The sequence below is a fragment of the Flavobacterium sp. B167r genome (assembly GCF_056824315.1).
Genome location: NZ_CP124859.1, coordinates 4,381,129 through 4,400,994, shown reverse-complemented (window position 1 = coordinate 4,400,994; position 19,866 = coordinate 4,381,129). Strand labels below are relative to the sequence as shown.

Annotated in this window: 18 protein-coding genes; 9 read left to right on the top strand and 9 right to left on the bottom strand. The window is 33.6% G+C overall.

The features are described 5' to 3' along the window. Positions 1-45 precede the first annotated feature (45 nt). From QLQ96_RS19360 to QLQ96_RS19340, 5 genes are all read right to left on the bottom strand, one after another. A complete protein-coding gene (locus QLQ96_RS19360; protein WP_482492621.1) occupies positions 46-534 on the bottom strand; it encodes a hypothetical protein in 489 nt (162 codons plus the stop codon). A 26-nt stretch (positions 535-560) separates the two neighbouring features. Beyond that, complete coding sequence (locus QLQ96_RS19355; protein ID WP_482492619.1) at positions 561-1,616, bottom strand: peptidoglycan recognition protein family protein; 1,056 nt, start codon at positions 1,614-1,616, stop codon at positions 561-563. A gap of 6 nt (positions 1,617-1,622) precedes the next feature. Continuing rightward, positions 1,623-3,344: a type VI secretion system Vgr family protein gene (locus QLQ96_RS19350; RefSeq protein ID WP_482492617.1), complete on the bottom strand. Its 1,722-nt coding sequence runs from the start codon at positions 3,342-3,344 to the stop codon at positions 1,623-1,625. A 318-nt stretch (positions 3,345-3,662) separates the two neighbouring features. Next, entirely contained in the window at positions 3,663-5,591 is a 1,929-nt protein-coding gene (locus tag QLQ96_RS19345) for a metallophosphoesterase family protein (RefSeq protein ID WP_482492616.1), read from the bottom strand. Between the two features lie 103 nt (positions 5,592-5,694). Further along, positions 5,695-6,759 carry a phosphatidylinositol-specific phospholipase C1-like protein gene (locus QLQ96_RS19340; RefSeq protein ID WP_482492615.1) on the bottom strand — a complete coding sequence of 355 codons (1,065 nt, stop codon included), beginning with the start codon at positions 6,757-6,759 and terminating at the stop codon, positions 5,695-5,697. Positions 6,760-7,024: 265 nt separating this feature from the next. Here QLQ96_RS19340 and QLQ96_RS19335 point away from each other — a divergent pair, with 265 nt between their 5' ends. The 5 genes from QLQ96_RS19335 (at position 7,025) to QLQ96_RS19315 (ending at position 14,528) form a co-directional block, all read left to right on the top strand. Next, the gene (locus tag QLQ96_RS19335) at positions 7,025-7,549 is read left to right on the top strand and encodes an RNA polymerase sigma-70 factor (protein ID WP_482492614.1); all 525 of its coding nucleotides are present in this window, start codon (positions 7,025-7,027) and stop codon (positions 7,547-7,549) included. A gap of 83 nt (positions 7,550-7,632) precedes the next feature. Next, entirely contained in the window at positions 7,633-8,556 is a 924-nt protein-coding gene (locus QLQ96_RS19330; RefSeq protein ID WP_482492613.1) for a FecR family protein, read from the top strand. A 70-nt stretch (positions 8,557-8,626) separates the two neighbouring features. Next, complete coding sequence (locus QLQ96_RS19325; protein ID WP_482492611.1) at positions 8,627-11,911, top strand: SusC/RagA family TonB-linked outer membrane protein; 3,285 nt, start codon at positions 8,627-8,629, stop codon at positions 11,909-11,911. Between the two features lie 5 nt (positions 11,912-11,916). Beyond that, complete coding sequence (locus tag QLQ96_RS19320; RefSeq protein ID WP_482492609.1) at positions 11,917-13,686, top strand: RagB/SusD family nutrient uptake outer membrane protein; 1,770 nt, start codon at positions 11,917-11,919, stop codon at positions 13,684-13,686. A gap of 473 nt (positions 13,687-14,159) precedes the next feature. Continuing rightward, the gene (locus QLQ96_RS19315) at positions 14,160-14,528 is read left to right on the top strand and encodes a SpoIIAA family protein (RefSeq protein WP_482492608.1); all 369 of its coding nucleotides are present in this window, start codon (positions 14,160-14,162) and stop codon (positions 14,526-14,528) included. 67 nt (positions 14,529-14,595) lie between these two features. Here QLQ96_RS19315 and QLQ96_RS19310 read toward each other — a convergent pair whose 3' ends face one another. Genes QLQ96_RS19310 through QLQ96_RS19300 form a run of 3 tightly spaced genes read right to left on the bottom strand, consistent with a single transcriptional unit; the run spans position 14,596 to position 15,831 of the window. Then, entirely contained in the window at positions 14,596-14,868 is a 273-nt protein-coding gene (locus QLQ96_RS19310; RefSeq protein WP_482492606.1) for a PrgI family protein, read from the bottom strand. Between the two features lie 42 nt (positions 14,869-14,910). After that, positions 14,911-15,309 (bottom strand): hypothetical protein, encoded by a 399-nt coding sequence (locus QLQ96_RS19305; RefSeq protein WP_482492604.1) that lies wholly within the window; start codon positions 15,307-15,309, stop codon positions 14,911-14,913. A 36-nt stretch (positions 15,310-15,345) separates the two neighbouring features. Further along, positions 15,346-15,831, bottom strand: a complete 486-nt coding sequence (locus tag QLQ96_RS19300; protein ID WP_482492603.1) for a hypothetical protein — start codon at positions 15,829-15,831, stop codon at positions 15,346-15,348. Between the two features lie 354 nt (positions 15,832-16,185). On the opposite strand from QLQ96_RS19300, the gene QLQ96_RS19295 reads away from it, so the two are divergent. Beyond that, positions 16,186-16,659 carry a CinA family protein gene (locus QLQ96_RS19295; protein ID WP_482492602.1) on the top strand — a complete coding sequence of 158 codons (474 nt, stop codon included), beginning with the start codon at positions 16,186-16,188 and terminating at the stop codon, positions 16,657-16,659. A 97-nt stretch (positions 16,660-16,756) separates the two neighbouring features. Continuing rightward, positions 16,757-17,185, top strand: coding sequence for an NUDIX domain-containing protein (locus tag QLQ96_RS19290; protein WP_482492600.1), 429 nt, complete (start codon positions 16,757-16,759; stop codon positions 17,183-17,185). 3 nt (positions 17,186-17,188) lie between these two features. Here the strand turns inward: QLQ96_RS19290 and QLQ96_RS19285 are convergent, their stop codons facing one another. Next, positions 17,189-18,106, bottom strand: coding sequence for a DsbA family protein (locus QLQ96_RS19285; protein WP_482492599.1), 918 nt, complete (start codon positions 18,104-18,106; stop codon positions 17,189-17,191). Between the two features lie 317 nt (positions 18,107-18,423). Here QLQ96_RS19285 and tnpA point away from each other — a divergent pair, with 317 nt between their 5' ends. Beyond that, the gene (tnpA, locus tag QLQ96_RS19280; RefSeq protein ID WP_482492597.1) at positions 18,424-18,885 is read left to right on the top strand and encodes an IS200/IS605 family transposase; all 462 of its coding nucleotides are present in this window, start codon (positions 18,424-18,426) and stop codon (positions 18,883-18,885) included. 278 nt (positions 18,886-19,163) lie between these two features. Next, a complete protein-coding gene (locus QLQ96_RS19275) occupies positions 19,164-19,862 on the top strand; it encodes an SMI1/KNR4 family protein (protein ID WP_482492595.1) in 699 nt (232 codons plus the stop codon). Positions 19,863-19,866: the final 4 nt, after the last annotated feature.

The following is a 19,866-nucleotide window of genomic DNA, read 5'->3' as shown; positions in this document are numbered from 1 at the left end:
CTTGCGCTAGCGGCGGGGCACGGATTGCAAATCCGCGCTATCGGGTTATTTTAAAAGTCGTTTTTTAAAGTTTTTTAGAATAAAATTTCTCAAAAAAAAATTAAAAGCTAAATTAAAAATCAATATTCCTAAAACATATAAAACAATGTTCTTATAGTAGAAAAAGCCTAGTGTTAAAAAGAAACATAAAAATGAAAATGAAATTATGAATAGAAGAAGATCAATAAGAAATAAACTAAAAGAATATTTTGGAATGAACTTAGTTAAAAGGAAACTTAAAAAAAATTGCAAGATTATAAAAGGAAGAATTGCACCTATGTACCCTAATTTCTCACTAAGGTCATAATTTTTTGTATAGGAAGTATATTCGCTTTTAGTTTTCGTATCCGTTTTATTTATTCCTGAATTTTCCGGTAAATATGGTTTGTTAAATTTTATTTGAAATGTGGGATATTTTAAACAAAGTTCAGGCTCATAATATTCTTGACTTTTGTTTATAATTCCGATAAATAACCATGCTAATAGTCCAATCATAATTGATAAGCTTATTTTAAATTTTATCATGGTTTCTTCTTATCTAAAATTTTTCTCCAATTGTCTATTTTTGCCATTGTTAAATTTCCGGGACAATACCTTTCGTCAGTATTAGAACTTGATGCAATTTCCATGTGACCACCAACGAAATCAATTTTATATAATTGATCTAAATGAATGCAAAGTCTCAATAATGACTTCTCCATTTTATCGGTTATATAATCATCTCCATCTTCAATTTCTATATTGAGTTTTATTCTACCAAATATACCTTTATTTATTCCCTTGTTATCAGTACTTAAATCACCTAACAGCACTATTCCAATTTTTCCTGTATTAGCTTTGTCAACATGAGCACCTTTTATATTTATTGGTCGGCCTTCATAGATTTTACCTGCATTATCAATGGCAAAGTGGTAACCAATATCAGCTTTTTCCATATCATCCATGTGTTCATTTTGAATATCTTTAACAGATGGAAAATGTTTTGCATTTCCTGAGTGATGTATTACTATTGTATCATAATATTCAACTAAAGGAGTAGTAATTCTTTCATAAGAATAATTTGCCCCTGTTTGTTCTTGTCTGGCATTCCAATCTTTTCTGGAAACAACCTCTATCTCTCTAACTTTTACTTTAACAAATAATTCATTATTTAATTTTTGAATATAAGCAAAAATCTTAAATTCAGAGTTATAACAATTTTTATCTCCAATGTATAAATTTAATTTTTCTTTTTTAGTTTTGATCTCTTGTTGACTACTTCCATAATCTATTAACCAATTAACCGCGTTTTTATCTTTGGAAGTTGGTGATTTTTTAAATTTTATTACTTCAACTATAGCTGTTTCAAATAAATCAATTTCATAATTTGTTAATCTTTTTATTTCTAAAACTAAATTTTTATCGTTTTCTTTTTCATTCATAAAAGTAGGCTTTATTGGGTCGCCATAAGTATAATCTGGAGCGTTTTCATTAATATATTGACCAGCGTTAAAAACAATATTTCCTTCGGAATAGATATAATGGTCACCACCTGTATTTTTGGTTATTGTTCCCTCAACAATTCTTATTCTACTCATATCTTTTTAGTTTTGCCTAGTTTTTTCGCTACTATTGTTTTGTATTCCATTTTGGGCATTTTTGTTTATGCTTTTTTCGCTATTATTAGTAAATCCCTCTTTCCCGCTTTCATGCCTTTCCTTTTCAGTTGTCGACTCTAAGTCTCCTTTAATGTGTTCAAAATATTTTCCTTCAATGACAGCATTAAAATCACCTGTAACGCCAAGCTCTTTAATTCCTCCTATTTTTTCAGTGTGATTTAAACCAACCGTATCATTTTTACTTACGATAACATTAGTTGTCATATTTTCTTCGACATTTATTACAAAATTCTTGCAGTTGATTGTAAAAGTTTCTGGCACAGTCAGAGTAGTGCTTCTAGTCTGTTCGTTCATATGCAATTCATTCCCACTAGGATCAGAAAGCCAGATGCCAATTTTTTCCGCAAATTTGAAGAGTTGACCAAAACGGAGTTTCCACCCTTTGATGCTGTTCTTCTCATCAAAAAACTCAGGCATTTCTTTTCCGTTGTAATAGGTGCCGGACACATAAGGGCAGTCGGAATTGCCTCCTTCAAAGCTTATCTGCACTTCTTCGCCGATTTCTGGCCTGAAATAAAGGCCTTTTCCTGAGCCTGCATAATGCTGAACCACACGCATCCAGCCGCTTTTGCATGACCAGCCGCTCCAGAAGAACTCCACTTTAATACGCCCCATTTTTTCGGGATCGTTATTGTCAATTACTTTTGCAGGCTGGCTTTCTGCGGGAGCAAATGCGTTTACGTCTGTGTAGTGCGGCGCCGCAACGTCGGCAGGAATGGCTTTGAACACACAGGTGTAATTTCCATTCACTTCAGAGTGGTGGACAATTTCAATAGCCAGCAGATGATGTTCTACATTTTTATTTTGAATATAAAAGGTCTGTCCCAAACCTAAGGGCAGGTAAGAGGTTCCACTGTAGAATATGCTGTTGGCATCGCGTCCAGCGGTCTGCATTTTTACCATTTCATCAATTTCCTCCTTATTTTTTGCATTGCTAGTGTATTCGGCGTTTTCTAGTCCAGGCCTTACAATGTAAGGCTGTTTAAAAACGGCAAGGGATGCAAATCGGTCTTGGCTTCCTTCTGAGGTTTTTTCGGCACCGTTTTTTATGGCAGACGCATTATTATAATCATAGCCGCTGAACGAGGTTTTATGCGAAACCAGCTTGGCTTCGATGCTGAAGTGATGCAGCGACGATTCGTTTATTAGCTTTATTTCTGTGTTTTTAATCTTGCCAAACTGCATGCGCATTCCATCAAAATAAAACCATTGGGCATAACGGGCAGAAAGTCGTTTAAGGAAATCGAAGCTTGTCTCATTATACTGTGTCTTGTATTTGAATTCCTTCGTATAAGTAGGGGTAATGGCTTCCCTCTGATAAAATTCTCCTGAATTTTCTTCCGCAAGAATTTCGAGTCCGATCTGTTGGAGGTTCTTTTCATGAAAGATTCTGGATTTTGGCATATCAGCAATTGCAATGGTATGGCTTGTTCCTGTTACGTGCAGTCCGGCGGGACTTCCGTTCAGATCGACTGAGCCCAATTTTGTAATTCTTCCTTTAGACATAAGGCGGATGCCTTTTACCTTAAAAGTGAAAATCACCTCGCTTCCAATATAGCTACTGAATGCTTTTTCCTGATCTTGAGGCGCAATGATTGGTTTTCCAGTGTATTGCCAGAAGAAAGAGAAATAATGGTGGTCTGCCATTTTTTGGGACAACTCGAAGTTGTAATAAATGACATTTTGGGTAAAACCTTCTATGGAGATATGAACCTGTTCTGTGAATTTTGACATTTTTATAGGCGTTTAGTTAGTTTTATTTGTAAAAATATATCTACAAAAAATAAAAACTAGATCCAAAAAGTTATTTTTATATCAAAATAGGACATTAAAGAAAACGATAGCTATCGGGAATGAAGAGATAGGAAAGTTCTTTTTAAGCTAAATTTTATAAAATAGAAAAGTTCGCAAAGCTTTCTGAATAAGCTTTGCGAACTTTGTGGTATAAAAAAACGAGTAAAAAATTTATTTCAAGCTTTTAACATCACCATTTTTCAAATCAACTGAAAAATGATCTGCTGGGACTTCGTGCATGAATTTGTTAAAAATAATAAGGAATAATTTTATCTGTTTTTGCATCGGATTGTCTTTTAAAAGATCGGCTTTAGAACCTTCTAAAAATAAATTAGATAAAACTTTATATTCTTTTGCTCTTTGAGTTCCGACATCGGCCAAGGCTAATTCATCGGCGCTTCTGAATCGATAAAAATCTACTAGAAGATCATAACCTGTCCAATTAAAATTATCTTTTTTGAGATTATTTTGAGCTAGAACTTTCTCAGATTTTGCTTCAGCATCGTTCCATTCTTTTTTAAATTGTTCTTTGTTTTTTAGAATAAAATCAAAATCTTTATCTGATTTTAGATTAGCCAAAACCAGTAAATCTTTCGCAGAAACATTCAATATAAAATCTTTGAAAGCTGAAGGCCAATCGTCCTTTAAGAAACGAAGACGAACTAATTCTTTCAAATGGAAATCGGTAAAATCGTGATAGTTTTTTGTTTTTAAAATATCAATATTCCAAATGTCTTGCGTTTTCTGACTTTCCAAAAACTGATATTCCATTTTATATAAATCGAAAAGTTCGTTGTATCTCGGAACATCATCAATAGTAATCGTTTGAATATCTACAAGATTATCTTTCTTGAAAGTCAATAATTTATAAGCAGGAATATAAGCAGCCAAAGATGGTGTTTGGATATTAACCAAAGTATTTCCTTTTGGAGAAGTTCTCACGCCTGTATCGTTAATGTGCATGTGACCTCCAAAATGAATCTTCAATCCGGCATCTGCAAAAACTTGCGCCACTTCTTCAACGGGAACACGGTTCAATTGCCATTTGTTCGGACCAAGAAGTTCTTTTATTTCCGCGGAAGCGTCATCATTAAAATCAATCATTGGAAAATGACTGAAAGCGATTAAAGTTTTTCCTTGTTTTTTGGCTTGAGCCGAAATATCTTCAACCCATTTAATTAAATGTTTTTTGTTCGAAAGCACATTATTATAACCTGTACTTGCTTCGCTGTAATTTTTAGAGTCTTTCTCAGTAGAAGCATTTTTCTTCGGGATATAAACATTTCCGTCAATGGCCATTAACCAAATTCCGTCGATTGGTTCTACGACATAACTCGCGTCTGGAACTTCATAACCTGGTGCGACTTCATACACGCGATTTTCTAATTTAGCGCTTTCTAAAGCTTTTTCGAATGTATAATTTTCTCCCGTATAAGGAGAGAACGGAGTCGCCCAGAATTTGTATTTTTTGTTTGGATGAAAACCAAAATTCTGAAGCTGATCGGTGATTCCTAAATAACCCATTTTAGCAATATCGGCGGTAACAACTACGGGCTGTTCGATGTTTAAATTGGGCTTATAAAGGCCTTCTTTGCTAAAAATGGGTTGACTTTTACCTTCTTTTCCTAAGAAATCTTCTTTTCCAGATTCTTGAGCGAAAGGCCCAACGGGATCGTGATTTCCTGTGGTGATGAAGAATTCTATTCCGTATTTTTTACTGTATTGATCTAATATTTTGGCTAATCCGCGAACGTGAATTGGCTGGCCGTCATCTGTATAATCTCCTGGAAGTGCTACGTATTTGATTTTTCGCTTTGCGATATCTTCCAAAGCGGCTATAAACGCAAAATAATTTTCATTGAAAATTCGAGTAGAATGAAGTTGCGACGACATAGTTCGCACCAAAACGTATTCTCCTGTTTTCGGATTTAAAACGCCTTTATAATCTGAATCTGAAAAGCTTCCAAATAAGTCTTGTAAATGCACATCAGATAGAAAAGCGATTTGCGTTCCGTTGAGGTTTTTTACTTTTTGTCCTGATGCAGTATTGATGAAAGCAATAAAGAATAGTATGCGTAATATTGTAAATTTCGAGTTCATAAGTGTTTCTAACTTTTGAAAATGTTTTCTTTAAACGCAAAGTTCGCAAAGCTATGCTTAAAAAACCTTAGCGCTCTTAGCGGTAAAAAATACGATAAAAAATCTAAGGCGCAGTCACAGGATTATTTCTAACATAACTTCCATCATCATACTTAATTTGGTACGGAGAATTGAAGAAAGTGCTTGGCAAATAATAATCGGTTGTGATGATTTGCGCTCCTGATTTTTTAGCCAATTCAAAATGTGTGTAATCGTTGGCGCGAGCTTCTTTGGTGTCAGAATCGGCTCTGGTTCTTATTAAATATCCTTTTTTCACTAAATCTTCTATTTGCGGATCTTCAGCATTGTTTCTGAATAAAGTCGCGGCTTCTGGTTTTCCTGGTTCTGCGTTAATAAAAACGGCGCGTCCCTTAAGGGACGGATGATTCAATGCGTACAAATCTCTTTTTGCGCCGTTGTTATCTAGTAAAAATAAAAATCGTCCTTTGGCTTCTTTTAAAGTTGGCCAATTATTGTTTAAAACAGCTTCTTCTAGTGTTTTATATTTTCCGCGAACCATATCTGGCGTTATCAGTTTGTCTTTTCCTAATTCTTTACGAATCACTTTGTCCATTTCGTCAAAAACTGATGCTGTGAAATCTTCTGGTTTTGTTCCGAAGAAATTCGCATCTCCGTCTTTTGGCTCCAAAGTGATGAAAACAGGAACGTGTCCAGGATTGGCATCAGACCATTTTTTTAATTCCTGAAGACAGATTTTGAATGTATAAGCAGAAGTTCTAAAATCAATATCTGGCATATGAAAAACTTTAAAACCAGGTTTTTTCATCAATCCGTTTGGGTCGTAGACTTCTTCAGATTTAGCGATGTCCAAACCTTTCGGATGCGCATATTTTCCGCCTTTCGCGTCAGCAAAAATATCAATTTCCAGATTGCGTAAACCTTTGTTTAATTGTTCTGTAATGCTAATATGAGTGTATTGCAAGCCTTTAAGAGAACGAGTGGTGTCTCTGGCTTGAATAAGATTGTATAAATCAGTTTCGATCGCATGACGATAACTGTTGTGCGATCCGATAACCTGAAGCTGGTTAATTTTCAGATTGTTGTTCGGCGTTTGAGCACTTAGATTTAAAGCGCCAGCGAATAATAAAGTGAATAAAAGTTGTTTCATAATTCTAAAATGTAATTGATACTGTTGAGTGGGGACGCATCAAAAGAAAATTGCATTTTTTGAAAGTGACTAAATTAAAATGTGAAGTCGATTTTTGTGTTAGATAAAAAAAAAGAAATCGCAAAGTCATTAGTGCTTCTGCTTTAAAAAAGTAGTATTTCTACAGCAAAAGTATTTATTTATTAATTTAAAGATAACCTTGAGGCAAAAAACATTGGCTTTTCATTTTATTATTTTACGGTATTAAAAAGCCTGTAATTGCCATATGAATAATCCTGAAATTTTTGAGAAAACGTATAACCAATATTGGAAGAAGCTTAATGCGTTTTCTTATACAATGACTCAGGACAAAGACTTGGCACAGAACATTGTTCAGGATGTTTTTGTGGATTTATGGGAAAGAAAAGAAGAACTGAATATTAATGCAATCGAACCATTTTTGTTTCGTGCGGTTAAAAATCAGGTTTTCAAACATTATCAGAATAATCGTTTTGATAAGACTATTTTAGAAGAAAAATTCGAAGACTACATTATAGACAATTTTTCGACTATCGATCCAGAAGTTATGGATTTGCTTTATGCTGCATTAGACAAACTTCCAGAGAAAAGAAAAGAGGTTTTATTAATGTATAAATTTCAAGATATGACGATCGATCAGATTGCAGACGAACTTGGAATTTCAAAACAAACCGTAAAAAATCAGATTTCATCAGCCGTAAAACAACTTCGCGAAGGCTTAAAAGACTTGGCTTGGCTGGCTCCATTCGTTCTTTTTAATCATAAATTTTAAGATAACTTTTGCTTGATGTTTTCATAATATTCGGCGATAGTACGATTTTGAATTTCTAGTACTTATTCATAACAATGAGTATTATGATAAAAAGATTAAAACATAGTTTAGAATATTTGCTGGATAAAAGTTCTCGAGGAAAAACTTCATCGGCTGAAGAAAATTTATTGCATGATTTTGCTTTTGGCGAATATCAAAATTCAAAATGGAACAGCGATTTTATGGGAAATCCAGAAATCGAATCTCAAAATATTTACGACGAAATTCAACTAAGAATTGGAAAGAAGAAATCTATCAATCCTTATTTAAAATATATAGCTGCTGCCAGCATTCTTTTTCTACTTGGTTTAGGATTTTTCTTGAAACCAAATGTTTTGAACCAAAAACAAATCACATTTAAAACGTCATCGATTCCCAAATCCATCCAATTAAGTGACGGTTCGAAAATTTATCTGGCAGCAAACTCATCATTTCAGTATCCTGAAAAATTTGAAGGCGATAAAAGAACGGTTTCTTTATTAAAAGGAAATGCGTTTTTTGAAGTTGCCAAAGACAAAAAGCATCCGTTTATTATTCATTCTGGCGAAATCCAAACCAGAGTTGTTGGAACTTCATTTCACATTCAATTATCAAAATCACACTGTAAGGTAATTGTGGTAACCGGGAAAGTAAATGTTTCTGGAAAAGGGCAGAGCGTAGATTTAATGCCTAATCAAGAAGCTTTATTCGAAGCTCAAAAGCTAACTAAACAAATGGCTAATAAAGCATTTTTGGTGAATTGGTACAATCAAGATGTAACGCTAGACCAAACTACTTTAAAACAGGTTATTGCCATTTTACAATATAAATATGGAGTTTCATTTGAGTATAACAACGAACTCGTATTAGCAACGCCGTTAACGGTATTCATTAAGAAGGACGCGACATTAGAAAATGTTTTGGAACAAATAAATTATATCACAAACCTAAAATTCAAAGTTTATGGCGAAATAGTAAAAGTGGATTAAAAACAAAAAAAGCAGTTGCGGGAACAACTGCCATTAATAATTAAGCATCGTAAAAACAATTACTTAAATCATGTATTTTAAACCTTCTTATTTAAATTTAAAAAGTTTTGTCTTTTTATTTCTGGCTTTACTTGCCTTTCAGAGCGGCTACAGTAAAACTAATGTGCTAAAAGAGTCAAAAGTAGCAAATAAAATAGAAAAAGCGACTTTGGTTTCTATTTTTTCAAAATTAACACAACAAACGGATTATAAATTCAGTTACGGTCAAGCTATAATTGCTGATAATACAACTTATACAGTAAATTATAATGGAGAATCGGTTGCAGAAATTTTGAATGATCTTTCTAAAAAAGCCAATTTCAATTATAACATTAACGGAAAATTAGTTTTAATTCAGAAAACTGCCGAACCAAAAGCGGTAAATGCAAAAGCAGTAGACAGAATTAAAGTAAAAGGAAAAATCGTCGACGAAAATAATCTGCCAATTCCTGGTGCTTCTGTAATGGAAACGAGCACTTCTAACTCAACTGTTACCGATTTTGATGGGGTTTTCGAACTTACTGTTGGAGAAGGAAAAACAATTAGCATTTCGTACGTAGGATACAAAAGCAAAACAATTTCTGCTCAGACTGGTTTTATGACGATTCAATTGGAACCAACTACTTCAGAATTAAATGAGGTTTTAATTGTAGGTTACGGAAAACAGTCTAAAAAAGATGTTACTGGTGCTGTTACACAATTAGAAGCTGCAAACTTTAAGCAAGGAGTAAGCATTTCGCCAGATAATTTAATTCAAGGAAAAGTTGCTGGTGTGCGTGTGGTTAGTACAAGCGGTGAGCCGGGAGCGGGAGTAAACGTAACAATTCGTGGAGTTGGATCTATCAGAAGCGGAAGTACGCCTTTGTTTGTTGTAGATGGAATACCGTTGTCGAATGACGATGTGAGTCCGTCAGGAACAAATGTTGGTTTTGGTAGTTCTGCAGCAAAAAATCCGTTAAACTTTTTGAATAATAGCGATATAGAATCTATTACGGTTTTAAAAGATGCATCTGCATCTGCTATTTATGGAGCAAGAGGATCGAATGGAGTTGTTTTAGTAACAACTAAAAAAGGTGCAAAAGGAGATGGAACGTTGACTTTTGATTCGTCTTTAGGAATTTCTACTGTTGCAAATAAATTAGATGTCTTAAGTGCAGGCCAATATAGAAATGCAATTACAGATAAAGCTTTTGATCACGGTGGAAATACAGATTGGCAGGATGTGATCTTTAGAGAAGCAATTACAAAAAGTAATTCGCTGGCGTTTTCTAAACAAACAGAAACTGGAAACTATTATGCATCTGTATCTCAATTAGATCAGGAAGGTATTATTAGAAATAGCAATTTTAAACGTTTGACAGGAAGAATTAATGCTGCTGAATCATTTTTAGATAATAAGCGTTTGAAATTGAAATTTAATCTTACTGCAAGTGAGACTAAAGATGACGGAGTTCCTACAAGTGATGACGGAGGTTCGAACGGACAATTATTGGTGCACACTTTAATGGCAAATCCAACGCGTTCGGTTTTTGATGCGAATGGAAATTATACCAATTTTAATATGAATGCGCATTACAATCCAGCTTATTTATTAAGTATTTACGAAGATCAGACGCGTACTTTGAGAGTTTTAGGAAATTTTGAAGCTTCTTTAAGAATTGTTAATGGATTAGAGTATAAATTGAATCTTGGTATCGACAGATCGATGTCTGAAAGAAATACTACTATTTTTCCAAACTTAACAGATTTGAATCCGAAAGGGAAATATGTTCAGAATAATTTGGATTCTAAAAACTCTTTGGTTGAGCATTATTTGACTTACAACTTGAATTTAGACAAGCATAAAATTGAGGCTTTGGGTGGTTTCTCTTATCAAAAATTTGAAAGATCGGGAACGGCCTTCAGTATCGACGGAATCGCTAATCAAGGTGAGGGAGTTCCTCCATCTATCAATCCTGGTTTTAAAGGAACACAATCTGGTACAACGGGTTATGCGCAAGAAAATGAGCTGCAGTCTTATTTTGGAAGGTTAAATTACGGTTTTGATAACAGGTATCTTTTAACGGCTTCTATGAGAGGTGACGGATCGACTCGTTTTGGTAAAAATAATAAATACGGTTATTTTCCATCATTTGCTTTAGGATGGAATATTGCTAATGAAAGTTTCTTCAAAGAGTCTTCTACTTTAAACAATTTAAAATTGAGAGCGAGCTGGGGACAAACAGGAAACCAGGAAGTTGAAAATAAAATCACACAGGCAAGTTATTCATTGTCTGGAGCTGATGGGTATTATTTATACGATGATTTGAATCTAGTAAATGGAGTTTCTGTAAACAGAACGCCAAATCCAGATTTGAAATGGGAAGTTGTAACGCAGTTTAACGTAGGTTTGGATTTCAATTTATGGAACGACAAATTGTATGGAACATTAGATTATTTCAATAAAACAACTACAGATGCTATTTTGAATGTTCCCTCTCAAGCTTTGAGTCCGACAACTACAATCTGGACGAATATTGACGGTAAAATCATCAATAAAGGTATTGAGTTCATGATTGGTTCAAAAATAGTTGACACTAAAAATTTCTCTTGGAATATTGATATGAACGGTGCGACTTTAAACAATAAAATTGAAGATCTTCCAGTTTCAGAAATCTTAACAGGAACAATTTCAGGACCTGGACAATCTGGTGTAAATGCTAATATTTACAAAAGCGGTTATGCAGCTGGATCATTCTATTTATTGGAACACACAGGTTTTGATGCAAACGGAGCAAATGTCTTTAAAGACCAAAACGGAGATGGTAAAATTGACAATAGCGACAGAATTATTATCGAAGGCGCGCTTCCAACTTTCTACTACGGATTTAACAGTGATATGAGATACAAAAACTTTTCGTTCTCGTTCTCTATAATCGGACAAACTGGTGGTTATTTGTTGAATAATACAGGTTTAAATGCATTAAACATAAACAACTTGGCATCAGATCGTAACGTGGCAACAGGTTATTATGAGTCTGGAGCAAATGCAGCAAACTCGCCAATCTTGTCTACCTTATTCTTAGAAAAATCAGATTTCATTAGATTAAATACAGCTCGTATTGGTTACAACTTTGACTTAAAAGGATTAAACTGGATCAACGGATTAACGCTTTATGTTACAGGTCAGAACTTAATTACGATTACAAATTACACAGGTTACGATCCGTTAATCAACAGTCCGAAATCAAACGGAGGAAATCAATCTATCGGAATCGATTATGCAAGTTATCCAACTTCTAGAACATTCAGTTTTGGAGCAACTTTAAAACTATAATTATTATGAAGACAAATACAATTTTTAATATAAAAACATTAGCGATATTTTCTTTTATATGGCTTTTTGCAAGCTGTACAAACCTTGACGAAGTTGTTTTGGATGAGGTTTTAGGAGAAGATGCTTCAAATCCAGCTGGAGCTCTTGCAGCAGCTTATGACCGTTTGGGAGACGGAACTTTTGTAGATCACGGAGGTGTTTTCTCTTTACAAGAATATACTACAGATGAAGCAATCTTGCCAACTCGCGGAAGTGACTGGGGAGACGGTGGAAAATGGAGAGATATGCACGAGTTTACATGGAAATCGGATAACGCTATTGTGGTGGATAACTGGAATAAATTGACAAACGGAATTACGCGTTCGTTAACGGCAATTCAGTCAGTTGAAGAAAGTTCAATTCCAGAAAAGAAATTATTTTTAGCGGAAGCGAAAGGACTTTTAGCGTATTATTTATACACAACTTTAGATTTGTACGGACAAGCTCCATACAGAGATCCGATGAATCCGAATGCGCCTTTGCAGATTTTAAAAGCAGATACGCAAATCGATAAATTAATTGCCGATGTAGAAGCTTTAATTCCAGATTTAGCAGAAATGGGAACTCAGCAAACACACCACGGAAGATTTACAAAAGAAGCCGCTTACGGATTCTTAGCAACGATGTATTTAAACCGTGCTGTTTTTAAAGACCGTTTTAATACGGCTTCAAGCTTTAATTTTAATGAAGCGGCTGCAACTGGAACAGGAACAGACATGGATCGTGTAATTTATTATACTTCATTGCTGATTAATTCTGGAAAATATTCTTTAGAAAGCGATTATTTCAAAAACTTTGCAAGAGATAATGAGAAAGGAAAAGAATTGATTTTTGCTATTTCTCAAAAGATCGATTACATTAGAAATGGTTCAAACAGCTTCGCTTATGTATGTATGGAGCGTAACCAAAGAACTTCTGCAGCAAATAGAGGAACAAATGCGGCGTGTACAACTCCTGAGTTTTTTGCAACTTGGGACGGAAATCACGATGATCCAAGATTTCAGCAGAAATATCAATATGCAGACGGAACTTGGTTTAAAAATGATGGAACAGATGTTAGTGTTCCAGCAACAGACATCGTACCAAAAAGTGCAAATTTACCTTGGTTCCACTTTAATAGAGGAATTCAGTATGGACCACAATACGGACCAATTTTATTATCATCGGGTTCGTTAGAAATGGTAAACGGACGTATCAAAGTTTCGCCATTAGTAATGGAAAAAAGCACTACAACAAGAATGGATTTCACGCCTTCTTTAACGTTCAAAAATCCTGCTCAGGCTGTTTTTGCTCAGAACGAAATCAATCAAGGAGCGCGTATTTTTAAATATGAATTTGATCCAGAAGGAGGAAACGGAAATAGTAATGTTGATATTCCATTATTCCGTTTAGGAGGAATGTACACGATGAGAGCTGAGGCTTATTTCAGAAAAGGAAATACAGGTCAAGCAATGGAAGATTTGAACAAATTGCGTACAAGCAGAAATAGAGAATCTTTATACGGAAGTGTTGCAGGTAAAGCTTTGACTTCAATCGATCAAACGATTTTATATAATGAAATTGGTTTCGAATTATACTGGGAATTGTACAGAAGACCACAAATGATCCGTTTTGGGAAATTTGATCTTCCAGGAACAGCAAAGCCAGCTTCAGAACCATACAGAAGAGTATTCCCAATTCCGCAGTCAACAATCGACGTGACTAAAGAATTTGAACAAAATCAAGGTTACAATTAAGCTTGTGTGTTTATTTTTTATTTTTTTTTCAAAAAGCCTGTTTCGAGTAGAAATGGGCTTTTTTTTTAAGATGCTAAGGTTCTGAGATACTAAGATACTAAGTTTTTTTTCTCTTTGTGCATTTTTTACCAATGTAAAAATTTTACACGCAAAGAGTATCCGTAGAGACGCACTGCTGTGCGTCTAACTTTTTTTTGAGGAACAAAGGCTCAGAGGCGCAAAGCGACAAAGGTTTCTTTGATTGCGGAAATTCTTTGTGTTAGATGCACAGCAGTGCATCTGTACGATATAAAAAAACTTAGAATCTTAGCGTCTCAGAACCTTAGCATCTTTAATAAGTATCTTAAAAAAATATAATAAACGAATAGTTAAATGTAAGTGTTATCTGATTTATAATAAGTATATTTGGTTAGCATTGAATACTTTAAAAGAAATTTAAAATAAAACTCTTAATTAACCCAAAGAATAAAATCATGATACATCAAATTGACACCACAGATAATATTGTTGCCTTTAGAGCATTGGCAGAAGTAACAAAAGAAGATTTTTTGACTACAGTAACTCCAGCAGTTGAACATTTAGTTAAACAGATCAATGAAATTAATTTTTTATTGGTTTTAGATACTGATATTAGAAATTTTACAGCAGGAGCGTGGTTAGAAGACGGGCTTTTAGGGCTCAAACATTTAGGAAAATGGAACAGAGCTGCAATCGTTACGGATACAGAAGAAATTATATCTTTTACAAACGGATTTAGTTATATTGTTCCAGGGGAGTTCCGTGGTTATAAAAAAATAGAATTTAATAAAGCATTAAATTGGGTTGAAGGTAATATAAATTGATGCTTCAAAAATAAAAAAAGAGCGCTTATTTAGAATAAGCGCTCTTTCTATGTTAGTTTATAAACGATTAGTGGTTGTATTCGATACCGATGCTTGATTTAGCATCAATTTTATCTTTGCTAACTTGACTGTATTTTTTATAGCAAGCCGATGCTAAAATTGGTAATGCAATACTTCCTACAAGGGCACTTGCTTTTGGATGTCCCGTTTTCTTCAAAACTGCTGACGCTACAAGAGCACCAACACCAGCGCATACCATTTGTTTTACTGACAGATTTAATTGTTTACTTTCAGGTTTGATTCCGTGTAATAATGGGTCTATAAAATTTAAATTCTCCATGATATCAACTTATTTTTTAATTATACTTACTTTATTGTTATTTTAATTTTTACTGTTGTCGCTGTCAGTTTCGCTTTCAATTTTTTCAATTTCTACCTTTTCTTTTTTAATCGCTTGGCGCAATAATGCAAAAAGGCTCATATAAACATTTGCCATAAAAACTAGAGAAAACCCTGCCAAAATATATCCTCTCCAATCATTTAACAAAAGTTTATAATCGCAGATAATCAGAAAGGCAATTGTAACGTAATGACTAAAGCAATACTCGCACGTAAGAAGGTAAAAGAACTTTCTAGATAAAATGTATCTGTCATTTTTAGAATGTTTGACACACCATTCATGAGGCTCTCTAAAAATTTCTTCATGTGTAACAGTCCAACTAATACAGGCAATTGGAATTGCGAGTATAAAAAGCCAAACAATTTGAACAACTAAAGTCATAATTGATTAATTCATTACAATTTACAATAATTTTCGCTATTCTCTTGGGTGATTTTCTGGATAATGTTCTGCATCAAAATCATCCAATTCTTCATCTTTGTCAAGATCTTCGTCTTTTTCCTGTTCGTTTTCATACTCTAAATCAGGATCATATTCGTCGTTTAAATCATCCTCGGTATCGTCATTTGTTATGGCGTCATCTTCATTGATGATTCTTTCCTCATTCGGAATATTCTCTGCTTTAATATTGGCATTAGGCTCAAAATCTCCTTTTGGATGAGAAGGATCTTCAATAAATTCTTCCTGATATTGATACGGATCTTCATCTCGTGCATAATTGTCATTGTCAATTAGTGTATTTTGCTCGTAGTGATCAGGATCGCTTTCGCCGAATTCTCGGTTATCATTTTTCAAAACTTGTTTAAACTCATCCTCGTTAGAATAAGTACCATCAACAAGTGTATTTTGTTCGATATAATCAGGATCAAATTGACCATAATCATGGTTATGTTGCTTTTCCATAATAGTGTTTTTTTGATTTGTTATTTTCTAAATAATTTCTAATAATGAATCTTCAAAAGAAGACCTTGATAATCTTTACATTTTTACTGTAATCGTGTTCTAAAAACTTTTCATTTAAGTAACATTTTTTTCGGCTTCTACTTTTTTTTGGCTTGTAATTAATAGGTTACTTAAGAAAAGCTGTATTTACAAATTTACTACACAAATAAATCAGAAACCTTATAAGAAAAAGCCTTATAGTTGCATAATTAACAGTTACTTATAATGTAAATATTGTAAGAAATTATATAAAGTTAGGATTATGAAACAATCTACATTTGAAATGAAATTATGTGCAATTAAATTTAAATCAATATGGCATCAGATAAGGTAACGGCATGCTGTCAGGCTTTAATAGAAAAGAACTTAACAATAGCATTTGCAGAAAGCGCTTCAGCGGGAAAAATGTGTTATGAGTTTTCGACAGTTTTTAATTCTGGAAGAATTCTCATAGGAGGAATTGTGTGTTATCATTCTTCGATGAAAGAAGATTTATTACAGATTCCGTGGGGAACAATTGAAGCGTATAGTGCCGAGTCTGCAGAAGTTACCAAATTAATGGCGCAACACTTTTACCGTTACATCAATTCTGATATTTGTGTCGGATTAACAGGCTTGACAACGCCAGGCGGAAGCGAAAGTGAATCAAAACCTGTTGGAACCATTTTTATACACATAATTTTGGGAGAGAAACAAATTGGCAAACGTTATGAATTTAAAGGAACGCCAGAAAGCATTATCAATCAAGCAATAGATGTTGTTGCCGATTTGATTTTGAAAGAAATTTAAATTTTAAATAGAACGAAATAGTAAAAGCCGTAAAGAAATTAAACTTTACGGCTTTTTAATTTTTAGCTTTGCATCTAAAATTTTTGATTTCCTGTTTATGAAACCTCTCTCCAGTTTTAACGTAAGAGCCTATGCGATCTGCGAAAACGATAATAAGATTTTAGCACTTTACGAATACCACAAAGGCAAAATATTCTGTAAACTTCCAGGAGGAGGTGTCGAATTTGGCGAAGGCATTCTGGATTGTCTTCACAGAGAATTTTTAGAAGAACTCAATGTAAAAATCGAAATCGTAAATCACTTGTACACGCAAGAACATTTTGTTGAATCTATTATCGATGACGGAAGACAAATTCTCTTGGTTTATTACATCGTAAAAATCACTAATCTTGAAGAGATGAAAATCAGCACTCCAGATATTAACAGATTTGAATGGATTGATGTTAATGAAAATCCGTTTGTTTTGCCAATTGATAAAATCGCTCTAGCTAAATACAGAGAAAGACTTAAAATTCTCAATCAATAAGATTTATTTTTTAACGTAAAGCGAACCATTTTTGATTGTTTTTTTATCTAATAAACCTTGCTGATGTAATTTTTCTAAAATAGAAGTAGCTTCAGAAGTCGATTTGTCTAAAATCACAGCATATTCTTTTGGAGACAATGTTGGAAAAATCTCAAACAAATCTAACGGATTTTCGTTTTTAATGCTTTTCTTTTTGGCTTCAGGAAATAAAGCTAATAAAGCATTTTCATAAGAAGCATAAGGTTTAGAACCATAAACTGTCAATTGGTTGTTATCGGCATCAGCCAAAAATAAAGTAGGGAAGCCTCTTACACCAAGTGTTTTGGCTAAGTTTAAATCTTCTTGAAAAAGCTTTTTGGCATCACCATCATAATCTGCTTTTAACTTCTGAACATCCAAACCAGCGATTTTTGCAGCTTCTGCTAAGTTTTCCCATTTTGCAATATTCTTTTTATCGAGATAAAGCTTTTCGCGAAGAATACGCATAAAAGAAACCGCTTTTGTTTTATTCTGCATTTGAGCCGCTTTCATAGCAATGCAAGAAGGATAAGAAGAATCTAAAGGATCTTCAATCCAAACATTGCCGTCAATTGGCATTTCATAATGCAAACTCGCTTCATCCCAATGGTGCGCTACATCAGAAGGTTTGCTTATTCCGCCGCTGTTGTAATTCCAATCGGGCAATAAACCGCCCATTCGGTAATCAATTTCAAAATAATCGCCATATTCCAGTTTTAATTTTCTAAGCTGAGGTTCGATTCCCCAACAAGAAGAGCAAATTGGATCGGTGTAATAAATAATTTTTACAGGTTTATTTTCTGTTGGAATTGCGGTTTTTTCATTCGATTTTTCGCCGACAGGCATTTCACACATTCCGCTCACAGAATCGCATAGTAGCGGATTTGTTTTGTCTTCACTCATTTTTGAATTCGTTTGCGATTGGCAGCTCATACTGCAAATCAAGATTAATAGTAGCGACAGTATTTTCATAATTCTTAAATGTACTCTCGAGTTATTTTAATTTCCTGCAAAGTTCAATGGAATTAAGATGCTAGTCAATTAGTCAAAAAAACATGACTATTAAATAAATAACAAAAACACTTTAAAAGTAGTTTTAATCTTACTTTTTGTATTTTTGTAGATAGAAGTTAGAAGATTGAATTTGTTCCGTTAGGAACATTTTATTGGTAGAAAAAATAATTATTACAGAATAATGTTCTGTAGGAACATCTCATTTAATGGCAAATACATACACACAAATACATGTTCAATTCGTTTTCGCAGTCAAATACAGAAAAGGATTAATTAATGAACAATGGAAAGACAGGCTACATAAATATATAACAGGCATAGTTCAATCTAACAATCATAAAATGCTTTGTATAAATAGTATGCCCGATCATATCCATATTTTTATTGGAATGCGTCCAACACAATCAATTGCTGCACTTATTCAAAATATAAAAACAGAAACCAGCAAATGGATAAAGGAACAAAAATTGAACTCACATTTTGCATGGCAGGAAGGTTATGGTGCTTTTTCCTATTCTAGAAGTCATGTTTCTAATGTAATTAGGTATATACAAAATCAGGAAAAACATCATGAGAAAAAGACTTTTTTAGAAGAATACCATAAAATGTTAGAGGCTTTTGAAGTGGATTATGATAAGCAGTATATTTTTATAGAACCAATTGTATAATTTCAGTCGTCCCTCTGGGACGTTTTGGCAAGGAGGAAGGAAATGTTACCAACGAGATGTTCCGCTGGAACAGAATGAATTTCTATTTTAATCGGAACATTTCATCAGTAACAAAAAATAAAATTAAAATGTTCCAATGAAATATCTTATTTAATACAACTATTTATAAAACATTTGATTTTGGATATAAATAATTTTTAAAAACAAAGAACTTTAAAAGTAGTAGCAATCTTATAATTATTTAGCTATTTTCACAGTTGTAAAACTAAAAGCCCAAAATGAATTATATCCAAAAGATTAAACGCCTTTACAATCTGTCTGAAAATGAAAACTACGGATTTTCAGAAAGTGAAATTCTCGAACTTGAGAAAACATTGGAAACTAAACTCCCTTCAAAATTTAAAGAATATTATTTCGAATTAGGGAAAGAAGAAAACCTTAATTACAGTTTTAACAGGCTTTTGCAACCTGATAGTGAAATCGGATTTTCTGAGGATGACTATTTGGTTTTTTATGAAGAAAATCAGAATGTTGCTTTTTGGGGAATCAAAAAAGAGGATTTAAAAGAAGACAATCCGCCAGTTTACGGCAATTACGATACAATTGAAAAATCGGATTGGGAAATCGAAACTCAAACAACAGAAAACTTCTTTCTTTTTATGGCAGTTTTTAACGGCACTTTGGGCGGACTTCAGTATAATGGAAATTATATGGGAGAAATTGAACCCGAAATTGTAAAATTTGTTGAGGACAATTGGAAATTTGTTCCAGAAATAAGTAGAGAAAATCAGAAGGTTTACAGTGATGAGTTTTATGATATAGTAAGTTTTTCTTTCGATCAAAATAACAAATGTCTAGCAGCTTTTATTGGCTCAAGCGACCAAGAGCGTTTTGACAAGATTTTGGATAGTATAGATATTGATTGGTCTTATCTTTCTTATGATGATGAGGAAGGGGATGAAGATGAGGAAGCATAATCAA

Coding starts and splice junctions, on each gene's coding strand:
- QLQ96_RS19360 (WP_482492621.1), bottom strand. CDS start 534: ATGATTGGACTATTAGCATGGTTATTTATCGGAATTATAAACAAAAGT.
- QLQ96_RS19275 (WP_482492595.1), top strand. CDS start 19,164: ATGAATTATATCCAAAAGATTAAACGCCTTTACAATCTGTCTGAAAAT.
- QLQ96_RS19285 (WP_482492599.1), bottom strand. CDS start 18,106: ATGAGTGAAGACAAAACAAATCCGCTACTATGCGATTCTGTGAGCGGA.
- tnpA (WP_482492597.1), top strand. CDS start 18,424: ATGGCAAATACATACACACAAATACATGTTCAATTCGTTTTCGCAGTC.
- QLQ96_RS19315 (WP_482492608.1), top strand. CDS start 14,160: ATGATACATCAAATTGACACCACAGATAATATTGTTGCCTTTAGAGCA.
- QLQ96_RS19345 (WP_482492616.1), bottom strand. CDS start 5,591: ATGAACTCGAAATTTACAATATTACGCATACTATTCTTTATTGCTTTC.
- QLQ96_RS19350 (WP_482492617.1), bottom strand. CDS start 3,344: ATGGCAGACCACCATTATTTCTCTTTCTTCTGGCAATACACTGGAAAA.
- QLQ96_RS19320 (WP_482492609.1), top strand. CDS start 11,917: ATGAAGACAAATACAATTTTTAATATAAAAACATTAGCGATATTTTCT.
- QLQ96_RS19330 (WP_482492613.1), top strand. CDS start 7,633: ATGATAAAAAGATTAAAACATAGTTTAGAATATTTGCTGGATAAAAGT.
- QLQ96_RS19355 (WP_482492619.1), bottom strand. CDS start 1,616: ATGAGTAGAATAAGAATTGTTGAGGGAACAATAACCAAAAATACAGGT.
- QLQ96_RS19335 (WP_482492614.1), top strand. CDS start 7,025: ATGAATAATCCTGAAATTTTTGAGAAAACGTATAACCAATATTGGAAG.
- QLQ96_RS19305 (WP_482492604.1), bottom strand. CDS start 15,309: ATGACTTTAGTTGTTCAAATTGTTTGGCTTTTTATACTCGCAATTCCA.
- QLQ96_RS19325 (WP_482492611.1), top strand. CDS start 8,627: ATGTATTTTAAACCTTCTTATTTAAATTTAAAAAGTTTTGTCTTTTTA.
- QLQ96_RS19300 (WP_482492603.1), bottom strand. CDS start 15,831: ATGGAAAAGCAACATAACCATGATTATGGTCAATTTGATCCTGATTAT.
- QLQ96_RS19340 (WP_482492615.1), bottom strand. CDS start 6,759: ATGAAACAACTTTTATTCACTTTATTATTCGCTGGCGCTTTAAATCTA.
- QLQ96_RS19290 (WP_482492600.1), top strand. CDS start 16,757: ATGAAACCTCTCTCCAGTTTTAACGTAAGAGCCTATGCGATCTGCGAA.
- QLQ96_RS19295 (WP_482492602.1), top strand. CDS start 16,186: ATGGCATCAGATAAGGTAACGGCATGCTGTCAGGCTTTAATAGAAAAG.
- QLQ96_RS19310 (WP_482492606.1), bottom strand. CDS start 14,868: ATGGAGAATTTAAATTTTATAGACCCATTATTACACGGAATCAAACCT.